12 protein-coding genes are annotated in these 16,270 nt (G+C 70.7%); all 12 read right to left on the bottom strand.

Annotation, left to right across the window (positions count from 1 at the left end; translation table 11 throughout):
- Window positions 1-5 precede the first annotated feature (5 nt).
- On the bottom strand, window positions 6-1,457 hold the full coding sequence (locus QPK32_RS04600; protein ID WP_290411591.1) for an aldehyde dehydrogenase family protein: 1,452 nt from the start codon (window positions 1,455-1,457) through the stop codon (window positions 6-8).
- Between the two features lie 15 nt (window positions 1,458-1,472).
- Window positions 1,473-2,279 carry an enoyl-CoA hydratase/isomerase family protein gene (locus tag QPK32_RS04595; RefSeq protein ID WP_290411590.1) on the bottom strand — a complete coding sequence of 269 codons (807 nt, stop codon included), beginning with the start codon at window positions 2,277-2,279 and terminating at the stop codon, window positions 1,473-1,475.
- Window positions 2,280-2,301: 22 nt separating this feature from the next.
- The gene (locus tag QPK32_RS04590) at window positions 2,302-2,901 is read right to left on the bottom strand and encodes a UbiX family flavin prenyltransferase (RefSeq protein WP_290411589.1); all 600 of its coding nucleotides are present in this window, start codon (window positions 2,899-2,901) and stop codon (window positions 2,302-2,304) included.
- 8 nt (window positions 2,902-2,909) lie between these two features.
- Entirely contained in the window at window positions 2,910-4,376 is a 1,467-nt protein-coding gene (locus tag QPK32_RS04585; protein WP_290411588.1) for a UbiD family decarboxylase, read from the bottom strand.
- The gene (locus tag QPK32_RS04580; RefSeq protein WP_290411587.1) at window positions 4,373-5,938 is read right to left on the bottom strand and encodes an AMP-binding protein; all 1,566 of its coding nucleotides are present in this window, start codon (window positions 5,936-5,938) and stop codon (window positions 4,373-4,375) included. Before QPK32_RS04580 ends, QPK32_RS04585 begins: the two co-directional genes overlap by 4 nt.
- A 53-nt stretch (window positions 5,939-5,991) precedes the next feature.
- Window positions 5,992-6,567, bottom strand: coding sequence for a (2Fe-2S)-binding protein (locus QPK32_RS04575; protein ID WP_290411586.1), 576 nt, complete (start codon window positions 6,565-6,567; stop codon window positions 5,992-5,994).
- Complete coding sequence (locus QPK32_RS04570) at window positions 6,564-7,382, bottom strand: xanthine dehydrogenase family protein subunit M (RefSeq protein WP_290411585.1); 819 nt, start codon at window positions 7,380-7,382, stop codon at window positions 6,564-6,566. Before QPK32_RS04570 ends, QPK32_RS04575 begins: the two co-directional genes overlap by 4 nt.
- Entirely contained in the window at window positions 7,379-10,432 is a 3,054-nt protein-coding gene (locus QPK32_RS04565) for a molybdopterin cofactor-binding domain-containing protein (protein WP_374046697.1), read from the bottom strand. Before QPK32_RS04565 ends, QPK32_RS04570 begins: the two co-directional genes overlap by 4 nt.
- A 107-nt stretch (window positions 10,433-10,539) precedes the next feature.
- Window positions 10,540-11,895, bottom strand: a complete 1,356-nt coding sequence (locus QPK32_RS04560; protein ID WP_290411584.1) for an MFS transporter — start codon at window positions 11,893-11,895, stop codon at window positions 10,540-10,542.
- 93 nt (window positions 11,896-11,988) lie between these two features.
- Window positions 11,989-13,728: a GMC family oxidoreductase N-terminal domain-containing protein gene (locus tag QPK32_RS04555; RefSeq protein ID WP_290411583.1), complete on the bottom strand. Its 1,740-nt coding sequence runs from the start codon at window positions 13,726-13,728 to the stop codon at window positions 11,989-11,991.
- Between the two features lie 115 nt (window positions 13,729-13,843).
- Complete coding sequence (locus QPK32_RS04550) at window positions 13,844-14,668, bottom strand: alpha/beta fold hydrolase (RefSeq protein ID WP_290411582.1); 825 nt, start codon at window positions 14,666-14,668, stop codon at window positions 13,844-13,846.
- 37 nt (window positions 14,669-14,705) lie between these two features.
- Window positions 14,706-16,220, bottom strand: coding sequence for a tryptophan halogenase family protein (locus QPK32_RS04545; RefSeq protein WP_290411581.1), 1,515 nt, complete (start codon window positions 16,218-16,220; stop codon window positions 14,706-14,708).
- Between the last annotated feature and the right edge of the window lie 50 nt (window positions 16,221-16,270).

Raw genomic sequence — 16,270 nt, 5'->3', positions numbered from 1 at the left:
CGGGCTCAGGCCAGGCCGGCGCTGCGGTAGATGTGCTTCGTCTCGAGGAAGTCGGAGAGGCCCTCGTAGCCGTGCAGGCGGCCGATGCCGCTGCGCCGGTAGCCGCCCGTCTCCGCTTCCGCGAACAGGCGATTGTGCTCGTTGATCCATACGGTGCCGTTGCGCAGCGCGCGCGCCAGGCGCATGCCGCGGTCGCCGTCCTGCGTCCACACGCTCGCCGACAGGCCGAACACCGTGCGGTTGGCGCGCGCCACCGCCTCCTTCTCGTCCGCGAAGCGTTCCAGCACGACGAAGGGGCCGAAGATCTCGTCCTGCACGAAGAAGGCGTCGACATCGTCGTGCGCGACCAGCGTCGGCGTCAGGAAGTGGCCGCCGGCCAGGCGCCCGCCGGGACGCCCGCCCTTCAGCACGACTTCGTCGCACAGCTCGAGCGCGCGCGCCACGCTGCCCGACACGCCATCCAGCGCCTGGCCGTCGATCAGCGGGCCCATGCCGGCGCCGGGACTGTCGCCCGGCGCCACGACGATGGCGCCGAGGGCTGCCTTCAGCGCGCGCTTCATCTCGTCGTAGCGCGACGCGTGCACGAGTACGCGGCGCGCGGCCGTGCACTGCTGGCCCGAGATGATGGTGGCGGCCGCGGCGATGCGTTTCGCGACGCTCCCCACGTCGACGTCGGGAAACACGAGGCAGCACGACTTGCCGCCCAGTTCCAGCGACAGCTTCTTCATCGTCGGCGCGGCCGCCGCCATGATGCGCTGGCCCGTCTCGTTCGATCCCGTGAAGCCGAGCACGTCCACGTCGTTCGACGCGACCAGTTCGCGCGCCACCTCGCTGCCCCGTTCCAGCACGAGGTTCAGCACGCCGCGCGGCAGCGCGTCGACGGCGGCCAGTTCGCGCAGCACCTGGGCCGTGACCTGGGCGGTCTGGTGCGCCGGCTTGACGACGACCGTGCAGCCGGCCGCCAGCGCCGGCGCCAGCGAGCGGACCAGCAGCACGACGGGCGCGTTCCACGGGATGATCAGTCCCGCCACGCCGGCCGGCTCGCGCAGCGTGGCGGAGTAGGCGCCCGGCTCGACCTCCATGAAATGACCCGGGATGTGGCGCGCCAGGCCCGCGTAGTAGCGGATCTCGGAAATGGCTGCCGCCATCTCGCCGCGCGACTGGCCCATCACCTTGCCGTTTTCCTGGGTGAGCAGGGCGGCCAGCTCCTGGCGCTTTTCCAGCCGCTCGGCCCACTGCAGCAGCACGGCCTGGCGCAGGCGGATGTCGTGCGGCCACAGCGAGGTGTCGAAGGCATGGCGCGCGCTGGCGATGGCGGCGCGCGCGTCCGCCAGGCCGCTCGCCGCATGCGTGCCGATGACGCTGCCGTCGGCCGGGTTGCGGCTGTCGGCGGTGGCGCCGCCGGCCGCGCCCTGCCACTGGCCGTCGATGTAGTTGAGGGCGTTCAGTCCGCTCATCGGGGTGCTCCGCGCTCAGCGGCCCTTGAACACGGGCGGGCGCTTGGCGTGGAAGGCCTCCACGCCTTCGCGGAAGTCGTCCGAGGCGCGCAGGCGGCTGTAGCAATGGCCTTCCAGCTCGATGGCGATCGACAGCGGCGAATCCTCGGTATCGTTCAGCAGCTTCTTCGCCGTGCGCTGGGCGATCGGCGAGAAGGCGCGCAATTCGTCGACCAGGCGATCGGTGGCGGCTTCCAGCTCGGCGTCGGCCACGCACTCGGTCGCCACGCCCCAGTCGCAGGCCTGCTTGCCGGGGATGCGGCGCGAGCGCATCACGATGTCCTTGGTGCGCGTGATGCCGACCATCTTCTGCAGGCGCGCCGAGCCGCCCGAGCCGGGAATCTGGCCCAGCTTCTGTTCCGGCAGCGCATAGAAGGTGGTGTCGGTGGCGATGCGGAAGTCGCAGGCCAGCGAGATCTCGAAGCCGACGCCGAAGCAGAAGCCGCGGTTGGCCGCGATCACGGGCTTGCTGCAGCGCGCCGGGGCGGCGATGTTCCAGGCCAGCTTGGACACATGCTCGGGCGAGGCTTCCAGGAAGCCCTTGATGTCGCCGCCGCTGGAGAAGTGCTGGCCCTCGGCGCGCAGCACGATCACGCGTACGCGCTCGTCCGCGTCCAGCGCCTCGAACACGAGGCGCAGCTGGTCGCGCTGGCCCATCGAGATGATGTTGAACTGGCCGTTGGACAGCACGATGTCGGCCCGTTCGTGGTCGGCGTCGATCTCGACGCGGAAGCCGTCCAGTTTTTCCAGCAGGTCGAAGGCGGGGTGTTTCAGTTGGGTCATGGCGATCTCCTTGGTTGTTCTGTCATTCGGTGGCGGCAGCGCCGGCGCGCGGCATGCCTTCCCAGCGCCGCACGAGGCCTTCGTGCGGCAGGTCGAACAGGTCGAGCAGGCGCCCCACCGTGTGGTCGACCACATCGTCCAGCGACGCCGGTTTCGTATAAAAGGCCGGCACGGGCGGGAACACGATGGCCCCCATTTCCGTCACGGCCGTCATGTTGCGCAGGTGCGCGAGGTTCAGCGGAGTCTCGCGCGCCAGCAACACGAGGCGGCGCCGTTCCTTCAGCATCACGTCGGCCGCGCGCGATACCAGGTTGTCGGCCAGGCCGTGGGCGACGGCGGCCAGCGTCTTCATCGAGCAGGGCGCCACCACCATGCCGGCGCAGCGGAACGAGCCGCTGGCGATGGTGGCGCCGATGTCCTTGACGTTGTGGACGACGTCGGCCAGGCCCTCGATGTCGGCGCGGCCCATGTCCAGCTCCTGCTGCGCCGTCATCACGCCGGACGGCGACATCACGAGATGGCTCTCGCAGGCGCCGCCCGCGCGCAGCGCCTGCAGCAGGCGCACGCCGTAGACGGCGCCGCTGGCGCCTGTGATGGCGACGACGAGGCGGGGCTTGCTCATGTTGCCATTCATGACGCCACCTCGGCACCGGTCCAGTCGACCCGGGCGTCCGGCACAATTTCCGCAGCCAGGTCGACCTCGTCCTCGCCCGGGATGCGCACCTTGGTGAACACGTGGCCGCGGTAGGCCACGGGGCGGGTCGCGTCCAGACCCATCTTGGCGCCGATGCCCTGCAGGTGCGGCGGGGCCGGCTCGTCGCTGTCCGCGTGGCCGGAGGCGACGGTGGTCGACGGGTCCAGCACGGAACCCTGGGCGCCGCTGATGACGACCAGGTCGCGGTCGGCCTGGAAGCGCGTGGCGACCGCCCATTCGACCTGCTGCGGGTCGTGCACGTCGACGTCCTCGTCGACGACGATCACCTGCTTGATGTCGTAGTGCGCGCCGAAGGCGCCCAGGATCACGTTCTTCGGCTCGCCCTCGCGCTGCTTGCGGAACTTGACGAACAAGTGGTAGCGGCCGACGCCGCCCACCGACAGGTGCACGTCCAGCACGCCGGGGAAGCTGCGCTGCAGGTGCGCCAGCATCGTCGCCTCGCGCGGGATGGAGCCCAGCAGCAGGTGCTCCATCTCGGCCGGCACGATCGTGTGGTAGATCGGTTTCTTTCGCGTGGTGACGGCGTCGACGACGATCACCTCGCGCTTCTCCTGCGCGCTGTAGTACTTGGGGAACTCGCCGAACGGGCCTTCCGGCTCACGTACCTTGGGCAGCAGACGGCCCTCGATGACGATCTCCGCATTGGCCGGCACGCGCACATCATTGCTCGTGCATTTCACGACCGGCAGCGGGGCGCCGTGCAGTGCGCCGGCGATCTCCAGCTCGTCGTGGTCGATCGGCGTGATGGCCTGCGACGCGAGCAGCGTGAGCGGGTCGGCGCCGATCACGACGGCCACCTCGAGCGCCCGGTCCTGTTCCTCGGCCGCCTTGTAGAAGGCGAGCAGGTGGCGCGGCAGCATCAGGATCGCCATGCGGTCGCGCCCGTGCACCTGGATGCGGTTGATCGACACGTTCTGCACGCCTGTCGCCGGATTGCGCGCGATGACGAGGCCCGCCGTGATGTAGGGGCCGTTATCGTGCTCGCTGTGCGTGGGGATCGGCAGCATCACGTTCAGGTCGTGCGTCTCGTCCATGCGCGTGACGACCTGCTGGCAGGGCGCCTCGCCCGGCGCCACCTCGCGCCATGGCAGCGGGTGCTCGGCGGCGTGGCGGAACGCGGCCAGCAGGCCGGATTGCGCGACGCCCATCGCCTCGGCGATCCAGGCGCGGCGGGAGACGAAGCCGGACACCACGGGGATGTCGTGGCCCTCGGGCTGCTGGAAATAGGCGGCCTGCTGGCCGTCCAGGCGCTTGGCGATGGCGGCCAGGCGGTGCTTCAGCGGCGTGCCTTCACGGATCACGGCCAGGCGGTCCGTCGCCTGCAGGTGCGCGAGCCACGTGCGCAGGTCGCGCGCTTTCGGTGCCGGGGTGTCGTTCTTCATCGTGCGTCTCCATCGTTGCGGTCGCTGCCGCCTGGCAGGGTCTCGTATTCGCCGGCGACGAGCTTGCGGCGCAGGATTTTGCCGACCGGGGACTTCGGGATCTCGCGCACGAACACGTAGTCGCGCGGGCGCTTGAAGTTGTGCAGGTCCGATCCCTTGACGTAGTCGTTCAGCGCTTCCGGGCTCGTCTCGCCGCGCGGCTTGACGAAGGCGACCACGCGCTGGCCCCAGCGCTCGTCCTGCAGGCCGGCCACGGCCACCTCGTCCACGCTCGGGTGCAGCGACAGCACGGACTCGATGTCCACCGGCGAGATGTTCTCGCCGCCGCTGATGATCATGTCGTCCACGCGTCCCGTGACGAACAGGTCGCCGTCCGCGTCCAGGTAGCCGGTGTCGCCCGTGAAGTACCAGCCGGCGCGGATCGATTTCTCGTCGGCGTCGGGGCGGTTCCAGTAGGCGTCGAAGGCTTCGTCGCCTTCCAGCTCGCACACGATCTGGCCTTCCTCGCCCGGCTTCATCTGCACGCCGGCGTCGCGCGCGTCGAGCGGCACCACGCGGATGCGGGTATTGATGCCGGCGCGCCCGGCGCTGCCGGCCTTGCGGGTGGCGTCCTGGTCGTAGGCGAAGGTGAAGACCTCGGACGAGCCGTAGTGGTTGACGAACAGCTCCGGCCGGAAGGTCTTCTGCAGGCGCTTGAGCAGGCCGTCCTGCATCGGCGCGCCGGCGAAGCCCAGCTTGGTGACGGACGAGATGTCGGTCGCGTTCTGCTCCCTCCAGCTCAGCATGTCGTGGTACAGCGTGGGCACGAGGTACAGCGCGGTGATGCGTTCGCGTTCGATCGAGCGGAACGCGGCGGCGCAGTCGAACTTGGGCACGCACACGAACACGCCGTCGACGAGGGCCATCGCCAGCAGCGAGCGCACGCCCATCGTGTGGTACAACGGCATGACGCCCAGCGTGCGCTCGCCGCGCCGGTACAGGTTCTGCGCCACGTGGCCCAGCGCGGCCGCGCGCTCGGCGCGGTGGCGGCGCGGCACGCCCTTCGGCTTGCCCGTCGTGCCCGAGGTGTACAGCATCAGCGCGATGTCTTCCGCGCCGGCGGCCAGGATGGGGGCGGCGGGCCGCTTGTCCAGCAGCGCGTCGTAGGGGAGCGTGCCGGCGATGCTGCCGATGGCGTCGCCGACGGCGATGCGCGGCAGGCGCGACGCGGCCGCGCTGCCGGCCACCGCCGCTTCGCTGACCGGCTCGAACACGATGGCTTTCGCCTGCGCGTCCGTCACGCAATACTCGACTTCCTCGGCCTTGGCGCGCCAGTTGAGCGGCGTGACGATGACGCCGAGGAACTGGCAGGCCCAATGCAGGGTCGCCATCTCGATGCGGTTCTGCAGCACGACGACGAGGTGGTCGCCCCGGCCCAGGCCCAGGGCGGCCAGGCCGGCGGCGAGGCGCTGCATGCGCTCGTACCATTCGGAATAGGTCAGGCGTTGTTCGCCGTCGACCACGGCGAGCGCATGGGGGCTGCGCTCGACGCTTTGCAGGAAGGTGCGTCCCAGATCCAGCACGGTAGTCTCCTTTGTTTGACGTTTTCTGTGTATTGCGCGCTCAGTGCGCGGTGTCAGGCGTCGACCAGCCTGGCTTGTTCGACGGGGCCGAGGCCGGCGTGGCCGGGGCTTGTGTCCGGAGCCACGTCGACGGGCCGCCCCAGGCGTGCCGCCGCCGTCTCCAGCACGGCCTTGACGATGTTCGTATAACCAGTGCAGCGGCACAGGTGGCCGGACAGCATCTCGCGCACCTCCTGCTCGCTCGGGTCGGGCTTGCGCTGCAGGTAGTCGGCGCAGGACATCAGGATGCCGGCCGTGCAGAAGCCGCACTGCAGCGCGTGGTTGCGGCGGAACGCCTGCTGCAGGTCGGACAGGCCGTCCGCCGCGCGGTTCAGGCCCTCGACGGTCTCGATCTCGCGTCCTTCGGCCTGCACGGCAAGGCTCATGCAAGAGCGCGCGGCGACGCCGTCGACGAGCACCGTGCAGGCGCCGCACACGCCGTGCTCGCAGCCCACGTGGGTGCCGGTGGCGCCCAGCTCGTGGCGCAGGAAGTCGGACAGCAGGGTGCGCGGTTCGGCCAGGCCGCTGCGGCGCTGGCCGTTCAATACCAGCTCGATGCGCACGGGGGCGCTCTTGTCGTAGGTCTTCATGACGATGCCTTGTCGATGGCGGTGCGGCCCAGGTGGCGCACCAGTTGTCTGCGGAACTTGGCCGAGGCGTGGTGGTCGTCCTTGGCTCCCAGTTCCCACGCGAAGTCGTTGATGGCGGCGTCCAGGTCGGCGCCGGCCAGGCGCGGCCAGCTGGCCACGCGCGGGCGGTCGGAGACGCCGCCCACGGCCAGGCGGATGCCGTCGGGCCGCACCACGGCGGCCACCGCGCACACGGCGAAGTCGCCGTGGCGGCCCGAGAATTCCTCGAACGCGTAGCCGGTGCCCGGTTGCAGCAGCGGGTAGCGCGCTTCCTCGACCAGTTCGTCGGCGGCGCGCGCCGTCAGCAGCATGCCCTGGAAGAAGTCCGCCGCCGCCACCGTGCGCCGCCTGGCGCGGCTGCGCAGCACGACCTCTCCCTCCAGCGCCAGCAGGCACAGGGGCAGTTCGGCGCTCGGGTCGGCGTGGGCGATGGAGCCGCATACGGTGCCGCGGTTGCGGATCTGGAAGTGCGAGATGTGCGGGAAGGCCTGCGCCAGCAGCGGCACCTCGTTCGCCAGCCCGGCGCGCCATTCGACGCTGCCCTGGGTGGCGGCGGCGCCGATGGCGAGCATGCCCCGGTCGGCGCGCACGTAGTCCAGGTCCGGCAGGCGCGAGATGTCGATCAGGACGCCCGGCTGCGCCAGGCGCAGGTTCAGCACGGCCATCAGCGACTGGCCGCCAGCCAGGATGCGTCCCTCGTCGCCGGCGTCGGCCAGCAGGGCCACCGCCTCGTCGGCGCTGTCGGGCCGGGCGTAGTCGAATGCTTGCGGTTTCATGCGCGTCCTCCAAACAGGGCTTTGATCTTTTGCCACAGGCTGGACCGCGGTGCGGCGCTGGCGTCCGTGGCGGCGCCCTTGCCGCCGGCCTCGCGGCCCAGTTGTTCGAACAGCTGGTTCAGCACGATCTTGGCGGCGCCTTCCAGCATGCGGCTGCCCACGGCGGCCACCTTGCCGGAGACTTCGGCGGCGTAGTCGTAATGCAGCAGCGTGCCGCCGTCCTTCGCTTCCAGCGTCACGAGGCCGCTGCCGCGCGCGCTGCCAACGGAGGACAGGCCGGAACCGGCCAGGCGCAGGCTGCGCGGCGGATCGAGTTCGGACAGGGCCACCTCGGCCGCGTAGCGCGCCTTGATCAGGCCCACGCCCACCGTCACGTCGGCGCGGTAGCGGTGCGCGCCGACGGGGTCGAGGGCATTGCAGCCGGGGATGACCTTGGCCAGTGCAATGGGGTCGAGCAGCACCCGGAACACGGCCTCGGGCGGCGCGTCGAGTACGACCTCGCCGCGCGCGGCCAGCGCCTTGCCGCCCTTGGTTGTTGCGCCATCGGCGGGCGCCGGTTCGCTGCGCGCCTGCGCCGCCTGGCGCGCCGCCAATGCGGGCGAGGGCGGCGGCTCGTCGGCGCCGATCAGGTCCATCACCTTCGATGGCGTCAGCGGCAGCGTCAGGTCGGCCACGCCCAGCGCGTCGGCGACGGCGTTCGCGATGCACGGCGGCGTGCTCATATTGTTGCCTTCGCCGAGGCCCTTGGCGCCCAGCGGCGTGAACGGCGACGGCGTCTCCAGGTGGATGATGCGCGGCTCCGGCACTTCGCAGGTGGTCGGCACCAGGTAGTCGGCGAAGGTGCCGGACTGGAAGCTGCCGTCCTCGCCGTAGCGGAATTCTTCCATCAGCGCGGCGCCCAGCCCCTGCGCGAAGGCGCCGCGGATCTGGCCGTCGGCCAGTGCCGGATTCAGGAGCTTGCCGGCGTCGTGCGTGGTCACGTAGCGGTCGATGCGGATGCGGCCCGTGTGGCGGTCGACTTCCACGCCGCACAGGTCGAAGGCGAAGCCGTAGGCCGCCGAGGTGTTCACGCGGTCCTGCTCGTCCGGCGCGCCCAGCGTCCCGGCGGTCCAGAACGCCGTCTCGCGCATGCCCGGCTCGGCGCCCGGCGGCAGCAGCGCCGGCGCCCAGTGGGGGCTGGCGGCCATGCGCAGGAACGGCAGCGCTTTCTCGGGCGCGCCGGCGGCGAATACCTTGCCGCCCTCGAACACGACGTCGGCGTCGGCGCAGCCCAGCTGCGGCGCGGCGATGGCGGCCAGCCTGGCGCGCAGCTTCATCGCGGCCAGGTGCACGGTGCCGGCCACGGCGCCGGCGAAGCGGCTCGAATAATTGCCGGCGGCGACCGACCAGGCATCCTTCTGCGTGTCGAATTCGACGTTGACGGCGACCTGGTCCGGCTGCAGTCCCAGCGCGTCGGCCACGACCTGGGCGCAGACGGTGCGGTGGCCCTGTCCGGCCGGCGCCGAGGCGATGACGACGTTGACGCCGCCGAGCGGGTCGATGCCCACGGTGGCCGAGGCGATGGCGCCGTTCTTCGGCCCGGCCTTGGCGCGCGCTTCCTTCGGCAGCACCGTCGTGATGTAGCCCATGTTCGAGATCGACGGCTCGACGATGGCGGCAAAGCCGATGCCGTACAGCCTTCCTTCGGCGCGCGCGGCGTCGCGCCGCGCGCGCAGTTCGGCCAGGCCGCCTTCGTCGATGGCCAGGTCGAGCGCGCGCTGGTAGTTGCCCGAGTCGATCAGGGCGCCGGCCGCGGCCTGGTAGGGAAAGGCGTCGGCCGGGATGAAGTTGCGCCGGTAGACGTCGACGGGGTCGAGGTCCAGCTCGACGGCGATGCGTTGCATCAGCCGTTCCAGCGCGATGTACACCTGCGGGCCGCCGAAGCCGCGCACCAGGCCGGCCGGGGTCTTGTTGGTCAGCACGACGCGGTTGCGCACCGACAGGTTCGGGATCGCGTAGGCGCCCGTCAGCACCCCGTGCATGCGGTAGAAGGTGGCCGGCTCCGGCGCGCGCAGGTAGCCGCCGACGTCGTCGAACTGGTCGTAGGCCAGTGCCGCGATGCGGCCGTCGGCATCGACGGCGGCGCGGATCGTCGACAGGCGGTTCGTCGCCGACGTCAGGCCGGCCAGGTGCTCGAGGCGGTCCTCGGCCCACTTGACGGGGGCGCCGGCCTTGCGCGACGCGAGGCACATCAGCACCGCGTACTGGAACACGGCGTGCTTGACGCCGAAGCTGCCGCCGGAATCGCGGAAGGTGCGGTGGCGCAGCTTGTGGCCCGGCACGCGCAGCGCGAGGGCCATCACCGTGTGCAGCGAGAACGGTCCCATGAAATTCGAGCTGACGTCGTAGCCTTCTTCCTCGGACAGCCAGTCGGCGACGACGACGGCGCATTCGATCGGGGTGCAGGAATTGCGCGGGTAGCGCTGGGTCAGTTCGACGACGCGGTGGGCGTTGGCGAACGCCGTTTCCGGATCGCCGTAGCGGAAGTCGCGGTCGCTCACGACATTCGTGCCGACGGCGTCGTGCAGGATGGCGGCATCGGCGGCGATGGCCTCGTCGATCGTGGTCACGGCCGGCAGCTGGGTGTAGTCGACGACGACCAGGTCGGCGCCGTCCTCGGCCAGGTAGCGCGACTCGGCCACCACCACGGCGACGGGCTCGCCGACGTAGCGCACCCGTTCGCGCGCCAGCGCCCACATCTCCATCTGCGCCTTGACGCCGACGACGAAGGGTTTCGACCACGCTTCCAGGTCGGCGCCGGTGAGCACGGCGCGCACGCCCGGCAGGGCGGCGGCGCGCGCCGTATCGATGCGTTCGATGGCGGCGTGGGCGTGCGGCGAGCGCACGATGGCCGCGTGCAGAGTACCGGGCTTGAGGCCGGCGTCGTCGCCGAACTGGCCGCGGCCCGTGAGCAGCGACACGTCCTCGATGCGCTGCAGGGGGCGGCCCGTGAACGGCTGGGCTGCCGCGCTGTCGGCCTGGAGGGCCGGGTGCATGACTTTCATCTCCATGATGCTTGCCTTTGGTCTGCGCCGATGGTCTGAAGTCCAGTATAGGAAGAGCCAACCATCACGACAAATAATGTTTGATTATCTTCAGCATCAGTCTGAGTGATGCATCAGGCGGTGGGCTGGTCCGGCGCATCGAGCTTGCCGACGGTTTCCGGCACGATCAGGGCGCCGAGCAGGAACACGGCGCTGATGCCGCCCAGGAAGATCGCCAGCGTGAGCGGCACGTCGGCCGGCTGCGGCGAGGCCAGCGAGACGAAGGTCGGCATGATGCCGCCGATGGCGAATCCCATGTTCCACGACAGGCCCGTGCCGGTGGCGCGGATCGTGGTCGGGAAGCGCTCGTTCAGGAAGATCAGCAGCGGCGCATAGCCCATGCTGCCCAGCGCCCCGAAGGCGATCACGTACAGCGCCAGTTGCACGGTGCCGCTCGTGTGCGGCATGGCCAGGGCGAGCGCGGGCAGGGCGAGCAGGCGCGCCACGCCCGTGACGAGGAAGGCCTTCTTGCGGCCGATGAAGGTGCTCGCATGGCCGGTGGCGATGGACGCGATCACGACGCCGATGCTGGACAACATCAGGATGAAGCCGGCCGTCTCCGCCGGCGTGTGGGTGACCACCTTCAGGTAGGTGGGCAGGAAGCCGGAGGTCAGGTAGTAGCCGCTGCCGCCGCCGATAGTGAGCAGCAGGTTGACCAGCAGGATGTTGCGGTAGTCGCGCGAAAACAGGGTGCGCAGCGGCGACGCGGCGGGCGCGCTGCGGGCCTTGTTCTTCGCCTTGGCTTCCTGCAGCTTCTTGAACATCGGCGACTCCTCGAGGTTGCCGAAGATCGTGATGCCCAGCACGGCGCTGACGATCCCCGTGAAGAACATGCAGCGCCAGCCCCAGTCGTCGAAGGCGTCGCCCGGGAACAGCGCCGACATGCCCAGGTAGGCCAGCGAGGCGAACAGGGCGCCCAGGCCGGCGCCGCCGCCGCCGATCAGGCCGGACACGGCGCCGCGGTAGCGCGGCGCCACCGACTCGGTGCCGATCGTGTGCGTGGCCGCGACGACGCCGCCGACGAACACGCCCTGCACGAGCTTGAGGATGATGAACAGGATCGGCGCGGCCACGCCGATCGTGTGCACGGTGGGCAGCAGGCCGAAGGCGGCGGTCGAGACGCCCACGCCGATCATCGAGGCGATCATGGCGCGCTTGCGGCCATGGGTGTCGGCGAAGGAGCCGAACAGCGCCGAGCCCAGGGGCCGCATCAGCAGCGTGACGCCGAACGACGCGTACACGGCGGCCAGCGACAGCATCGAATGTTCGGACGGGAAGAACAGCCTGCCGATGACCGGGGCCACGAACAGCAGGATGAACAGGTCGTACAGGTCGAGCGACCAGCCCAGGCAGGAGGCCACCACGGCCTTCATCACGTGGCGCTGGCGCTCCCGTTCGGCGAATACTTCTTGGTTTGTGACTACAGCCATCATCGTCTCCTTGTACACGTGGATCGCGGCGCCGGACGGCGCCGCGCTGGTGCTTGCTGGTGCTTTCTCGTGTCGCTTGATCGCGATCTTGTGTCAGTGTTCCCGTGCCAGCGCCGGCGGCTGCTCCGCCACGCCGCGCCGGCGCGCGCGGATGGCGCCGGCGATTTTTTCGGCCATCATGATGGTCGGGATGTTCGTGTTCGCCGACGGCAGGCGCGGCATCAGCGAGGCGTCGACCACGCGCAGGCCCTGCACGCCGTGCACGCGACCTTCCGTGTCGGTGACGGCGTCCGGGTCGGCGGCGGCGCCCATGCGGCAGGTGCCGCTCGCATGCCACACGCCGAACACGCTGCGGCCGATGAAGGCGTGCAGCGCCTCCTCGTCGGCGAGCAGCGCATCCATGCGCTGGCCGCCCGTGACGAAGCGTTCGACGATGCGCCGGCGCAGCGGCGCCGGCAGGTCCAGGCCCAGCCCCAGCACGCGCGTGAGCCAGGCGTTGGCGGCCGAGACGCGGCTCAGGGCTTTCACGCGCGGCGAGAACGCGGCCGGGAAGAAGTCGCCGGGATGCGCGTGCAGCGCGCTGTGGCGCACCACCTCGGCCAGGCGGCGCACGCCGATCGCCATGCGCTTCATGTCGCGCTCGTCGGCCAGCAGGTTCAGGTCGACGTCGGGCGCGTAGCGCGGATCGGGCGAGGCCAGGCGCACGCGCCCGCGCGAATACGGCCGGTTACACCACAGGAAGAACAGGCCGAGGCGGTTGCCCAGCGCATGCCAGGCGGCGCGCGTGGCGCTGGACAGGTACATGTCGGAGGGATCGTCCTGCTCCAGGCCGGACGAGAAGCGCGCCGCCGTCATGCTGGCGCGCCGCCGCGACAGGGGCATGCGCCAGCGCGGCGCCAGGAAGTGGCAGAAGGTCAGCGCCGGATGGTCCTGCAGGTTGCGGCCCACGCCCTGCAGGTCGGCCACGACGGGGATGTGCAGGCGCTGCAGCGCCGCGCCGTCGCCGATGCCGGCGCGCAGCAGCAGCGCGGGCGACTGCAGGGCGCCGGCCGAGACGATGACTTCGGCCGCGGCGAGGCGCAGCAGAGTGCCGTCGGCGGCGCGCGCCGCCACGCCCGTCGCCCTGCGTCCGTCCAGCAGCAGGCGCTCGACCTGGACGTTCGCGTGGATGCGCAGGTTGGGGCGGCGCCGCACGGCCGCGTCGAGGTAGGCGCTGGCGCTGGTGACGCGGGTATCGTCGATGTTCGAGAAGGCGGCGGGAAAGAAGCCGTCGCGGTACTCCCCGTTCTGGTCGGGGAAATAGTCCAGGCCCGTGGCCTTGAGGCCGCCGGCGAAGGCGTGGCAGAACGGCGGCCAGGCATCCGGCCCGATGCGCCGGATCGCGACGGGACCGTCGCCGCCGTGCAGCGGAGAGTCGCCGAAGTCGAGGTCGCGCTCCAGCTTGCGGAACCAAGGCAGCACGTCGTCCCAGGCCCAGCCGGCCGCGCCGCCCGCGGCCCACTCGTCGTAGTCGCGCGGCAGCCCACGGTTGGCGGCCTGCACGTTGATGCTGGATCCGCCGCCCATGACGCGGCCCTGCTCGTAGACCTTGGGGGCCGCCCATGCCGTGGCCCTGGCCTTCAGCTCCGGCCAGATATAGCGCTCGCCGCAGAACACGGGCATCGGATAGCTGTCGCGGATCGCTTCCGGCACGTGGCCCGGCGGCGTGTCGGGGCCTGCTTCGAGCAGCGCGACGCGCACGCCGGGGTCCTGCGACAGGCGGTTGGCCAGCACGCAGCCGGCCGACCCGCCGCCGACGATGAGGTAGTCGTACCGTTCCTCGACAGCTTGCACATTCGTCTCCTGTTCATGGCGGAGACGGTCGATGGGATCGCCGCGCCGCACTTGTTTGGCACAAGCCTAGCGCGGAACAACCATCTATTCTAATAATGTTTGTTTATCTTATGTATCAGTCGGAGTGATGTGCGGCGCCGTGGTCGACGATGAAGCGGCCCGCGGCGGCGCTCACCTGTCCGGCGGCGTCGCGGTGCGGCGTGTGGCCGCAGCCGGGCAGGACCAGCAGTTCGGCGCCGGGCACGGCGCGGGCGATGCCGCGCACCTGTTCCAGCGTCCCGTACTCGTCGTCCTCGCCCTGGATGGCAAGGACGGGGATGCGGATGCGCGCGACCTCGTCCACGATGTTCCAGCCGCGGAAGGCAGGCGCCAGCCAGGCGTCGTTCCAGCCCCAGAATGCCGAGTCGACGTCGGCATGGTGGCGCGCGAGGCGCGCGCGCAGCGGGCCCTCCAGGTAGGCGGCGCGCGCGGCGCGGATCGCCGCGATGGTGACGTCTTCCACGACGATGTGCGGCGCCGCCACGACGATGCCGGACAGCGCGTCGCCCAGGTGGGCGGCGGCCAGCAGGGCGATCGAGGCGCCGTCGCTGTGGCCGAACAGCCAGGGCCGCGCCAGGCCCAGCTGCGCGCACAGGGCCGGCAATACCTCGAGCGCCTGGCGGTGCATGAAGTCGGGGGCCCAGCGTTCCTCGTGCGGACGCGGCGTCGAGTTGCCGTAGCCGTAGCGCGAGAACACGAGGCCCGTGAAGCCGTGGGCGGCGCAGAAGCGTTCGGGAAAATCGCGCCACAGCGAGACCGATCCGAGGCCTTCGTGCAGGAACACGACGGGCGGGAAGGGCGAATCGTCCGCGCCGACCCAGGCCAGCTCGAGCTCCAGGGTGCGGCCACGCCATGGCAGCCGGGCGACGCGGGGACGGGCGGAAAGAGGGGACGTCGGCATGCCCCCAGTGTAACCGAGGGCCGTTCGATGCCTGTCTTTACCGGCGCGCGGGCGTGCGCGCCCGGGCGTCGAGCCAGGCCCCGTGGTCCGGCATGCGCGCGACCGTTTGCGCGATCAGGTCGCGCAGGCCCGCGAAGTGGCCGTGCAGCTGGCGCAGGTCGACGTCGTCCACGAACGGATCGTAGCGCTGCGGCACCACGCCCAGGCCCATCAGCATGGCGACGAAGGAGGGCTCGGCGAAGCCGTCGCGGTCCAGGATCGTCACGCGCCCCGTCTCGCGGAACAGCGCGATCTGGTGGCGCAGCGAATCGGGGATGGCCATGGCCGCGCAATGGCGCCAGAACGGCGTGTCGGCGCGCCGCGTGAGCTTGTAGTGCAGGACGATGAAGTCGCGCACGGATTCGTAGCGGATGCCCATCACGCGGTTGAATTCCTCGGCCAGCTCGGGGCGGAAGTCGGCGTCCGGCCACAGCTCGATCAGCTTGCCGACGGCCGTCTCGATCAGGTGGATGCTGGTCGATTCGAGCGGCTCGACGAAGCCGGCCGCCAGGCCCACCGCCACGCAATTCTTGACCCACGACTTGCGGCGCCGGCCCGTGACGAAGCGCAGCTGGCGCGGCTCGTCCAGCGCTTCGCCGTCGAGGCCGTCGAGGAGGTCGCGGCGCGCCTGCTCGTCCGTCGTGAACGCGTCGCTGTACACGTGGCCGTTGCCGGTGCGGTGCTGCAGCGGGATGCGCCAGATCCAGCCGGCGCCCTTGGCCGTGGAGCGGGTGAACGGCGTCAGGCCGGGCACGCGGGCGCTGGGGACGGCGAGGGCGCTGTTGCAGGGCAGCCAGTCGCTCCAGTCCTCGTAGCCGGCCTTCAGGGTCTCTTCGATCAGCAGGCCGCGGAAACCCGAGCAGTCGATGAACAGGTCGCCCTCGATGCGGCCGCCGTCGCGCAGGCGCAGCGCCGTGATGAAGCCCGTGTGCGGATGCTGGTCGACGCCGACGACGGTCGCCTCCACGCGCCGCGCGCCATGGCCGACGGCGTGCTCGCGCAGGTAGGCGGCGTACAGGCCGGCGTCGAAGTGGAAACCGTAGGAATACGCGTCGGTCAGGCCGGGCCGGCTGTTCTCGGGCGGCGTGAATTTGAGTTGGCGCGCCATCACGGACGCGATCGACCAGTGTTCGATGTCCGGCATCGCGTCGAAGGTGCGCGCCAGGCGCAGCCAGGCCATGTGCGGCGGGCGGCCGTCCACGTTCGGGCCGAAGCCGCCGAAGCCGTGGAAGAAGCGGTTGCCCAGGTGGCCCCAGTCCTTGAATTCGATGCCGAGCTTGTAGCTGGCCTGGGTCTTGCGGACGAAGTCGGCCTCGTCCAGGCCCAGCGCGGCGTTGTAGAAGCGGATGGTTGGCAGCGTCGCCTCGCCCACGCCGATGGTGCCGATGTCGGGCGATTCCACCACCGTGATCGCGGCGCGCTTGCCGAGGCGCCGGGCCAGCGGCGCGGCGGCCATCCAGCCGGCGGTGCCGCCGCCGACGATGACGATCCTGCGGATGGCATTCTGCTGCATCTGGTCTCCTGTCCTCTGCCCCGCTGGGCGGGTGTCGATATCCGGGCGAG

Source organism: Massilia sp. YIM B02763, from assembly GCF_030412015.1.
Classification (GTDB): domain Bacteria; phylum Pseudomonadota; class Gammaproteobacteria; order Burkholderiales; family Burkholderiaceae_D; genus Telluria.
Note: the sequence above shows the minus strand (reverse complement) of the source record. Positions and strands in the feature narration are given on the sequence as shown.

What these genes read in the sequence shown, in the direction of transcription:
- QPK32_RS04600 (WP_290411591.1), bottom strand. Translation starts at nt 1,457, where the DNA reads ATGAGCGGACTGAACGCCCTCAACTACATCGACGGCCAGTGGCAGGGC.
- QPK32_RS04595 (WP_290411590.1), bottom strand. Translation starts at nt 2,279, where the DNA reads ATGACCCAACTGAAACACCCCGCCTTCGACCTGCTGGAAAAACTGGAC.
- QPK32_RS04590 (WP_290411589.1), bottom strand. Translation starts at nt 2,901, where the DNA reads ATGAGCAAGCCCCGCCTCGTCGTCGCCATCACAGGCGCCAGCGGCGCC.
- QPK32_RS04585 (WP_290411588.1), bottom strand. Translation starts at nt 4,376, where the DNA reads ATGAAGAACGACACCCCGGCACCGAAAGCGCGCGACCTGCGCACGTGG.
- QPK32_RS04575 (WP_290411586.1), bottom strand. Translation starts at nt 6,567, where the DNA reads ATGAAGACCTACGACAAGAGCGCCCCCGTGCGCATCGAGCTGGTATTG.
- QPK32_RS04570 (WP_290411585.1), bottom strand. Translation starts at nt 7,382, where the DNA reads ATGAAACCGCAAGCATTCGACTACGCCCGGCCCGACAGCGCCGACGAG.
- QPK32_RS04565 (WP_374046697.1), bottom strand. Translation starts at nt 10,432, where the DNA reads ATGGAGATGAAAGTCATGCACCCGGCCCTCCAGGCCGACAGCGCGGCA.
- QPK32_RS04560 (WP_290411584.1), bottom strand. Translation starts at nt 11,895, where the DNA reads ATGGCTGTAGTCACAAACCAAGAAGTATTCGCCGAACGGGAGCGCCAG.
- QPK32_RS04550 (WP_290411582.1), bottom strand. Translation starts at nt 14,668, where the DNA reads ATGCCGACGTCCCCTCTTTCCGCCCGTCCCCGCGTCGCCCGGCTGCCA.
- QPK32_RS04545 (WP_290411581.1), bottom strand. Translation starts at nt 16,220, where the DNA reads ATGCAGCAGAATGCCATCCGCAGGATCGTCATCGTCGGCGGCGGCACC.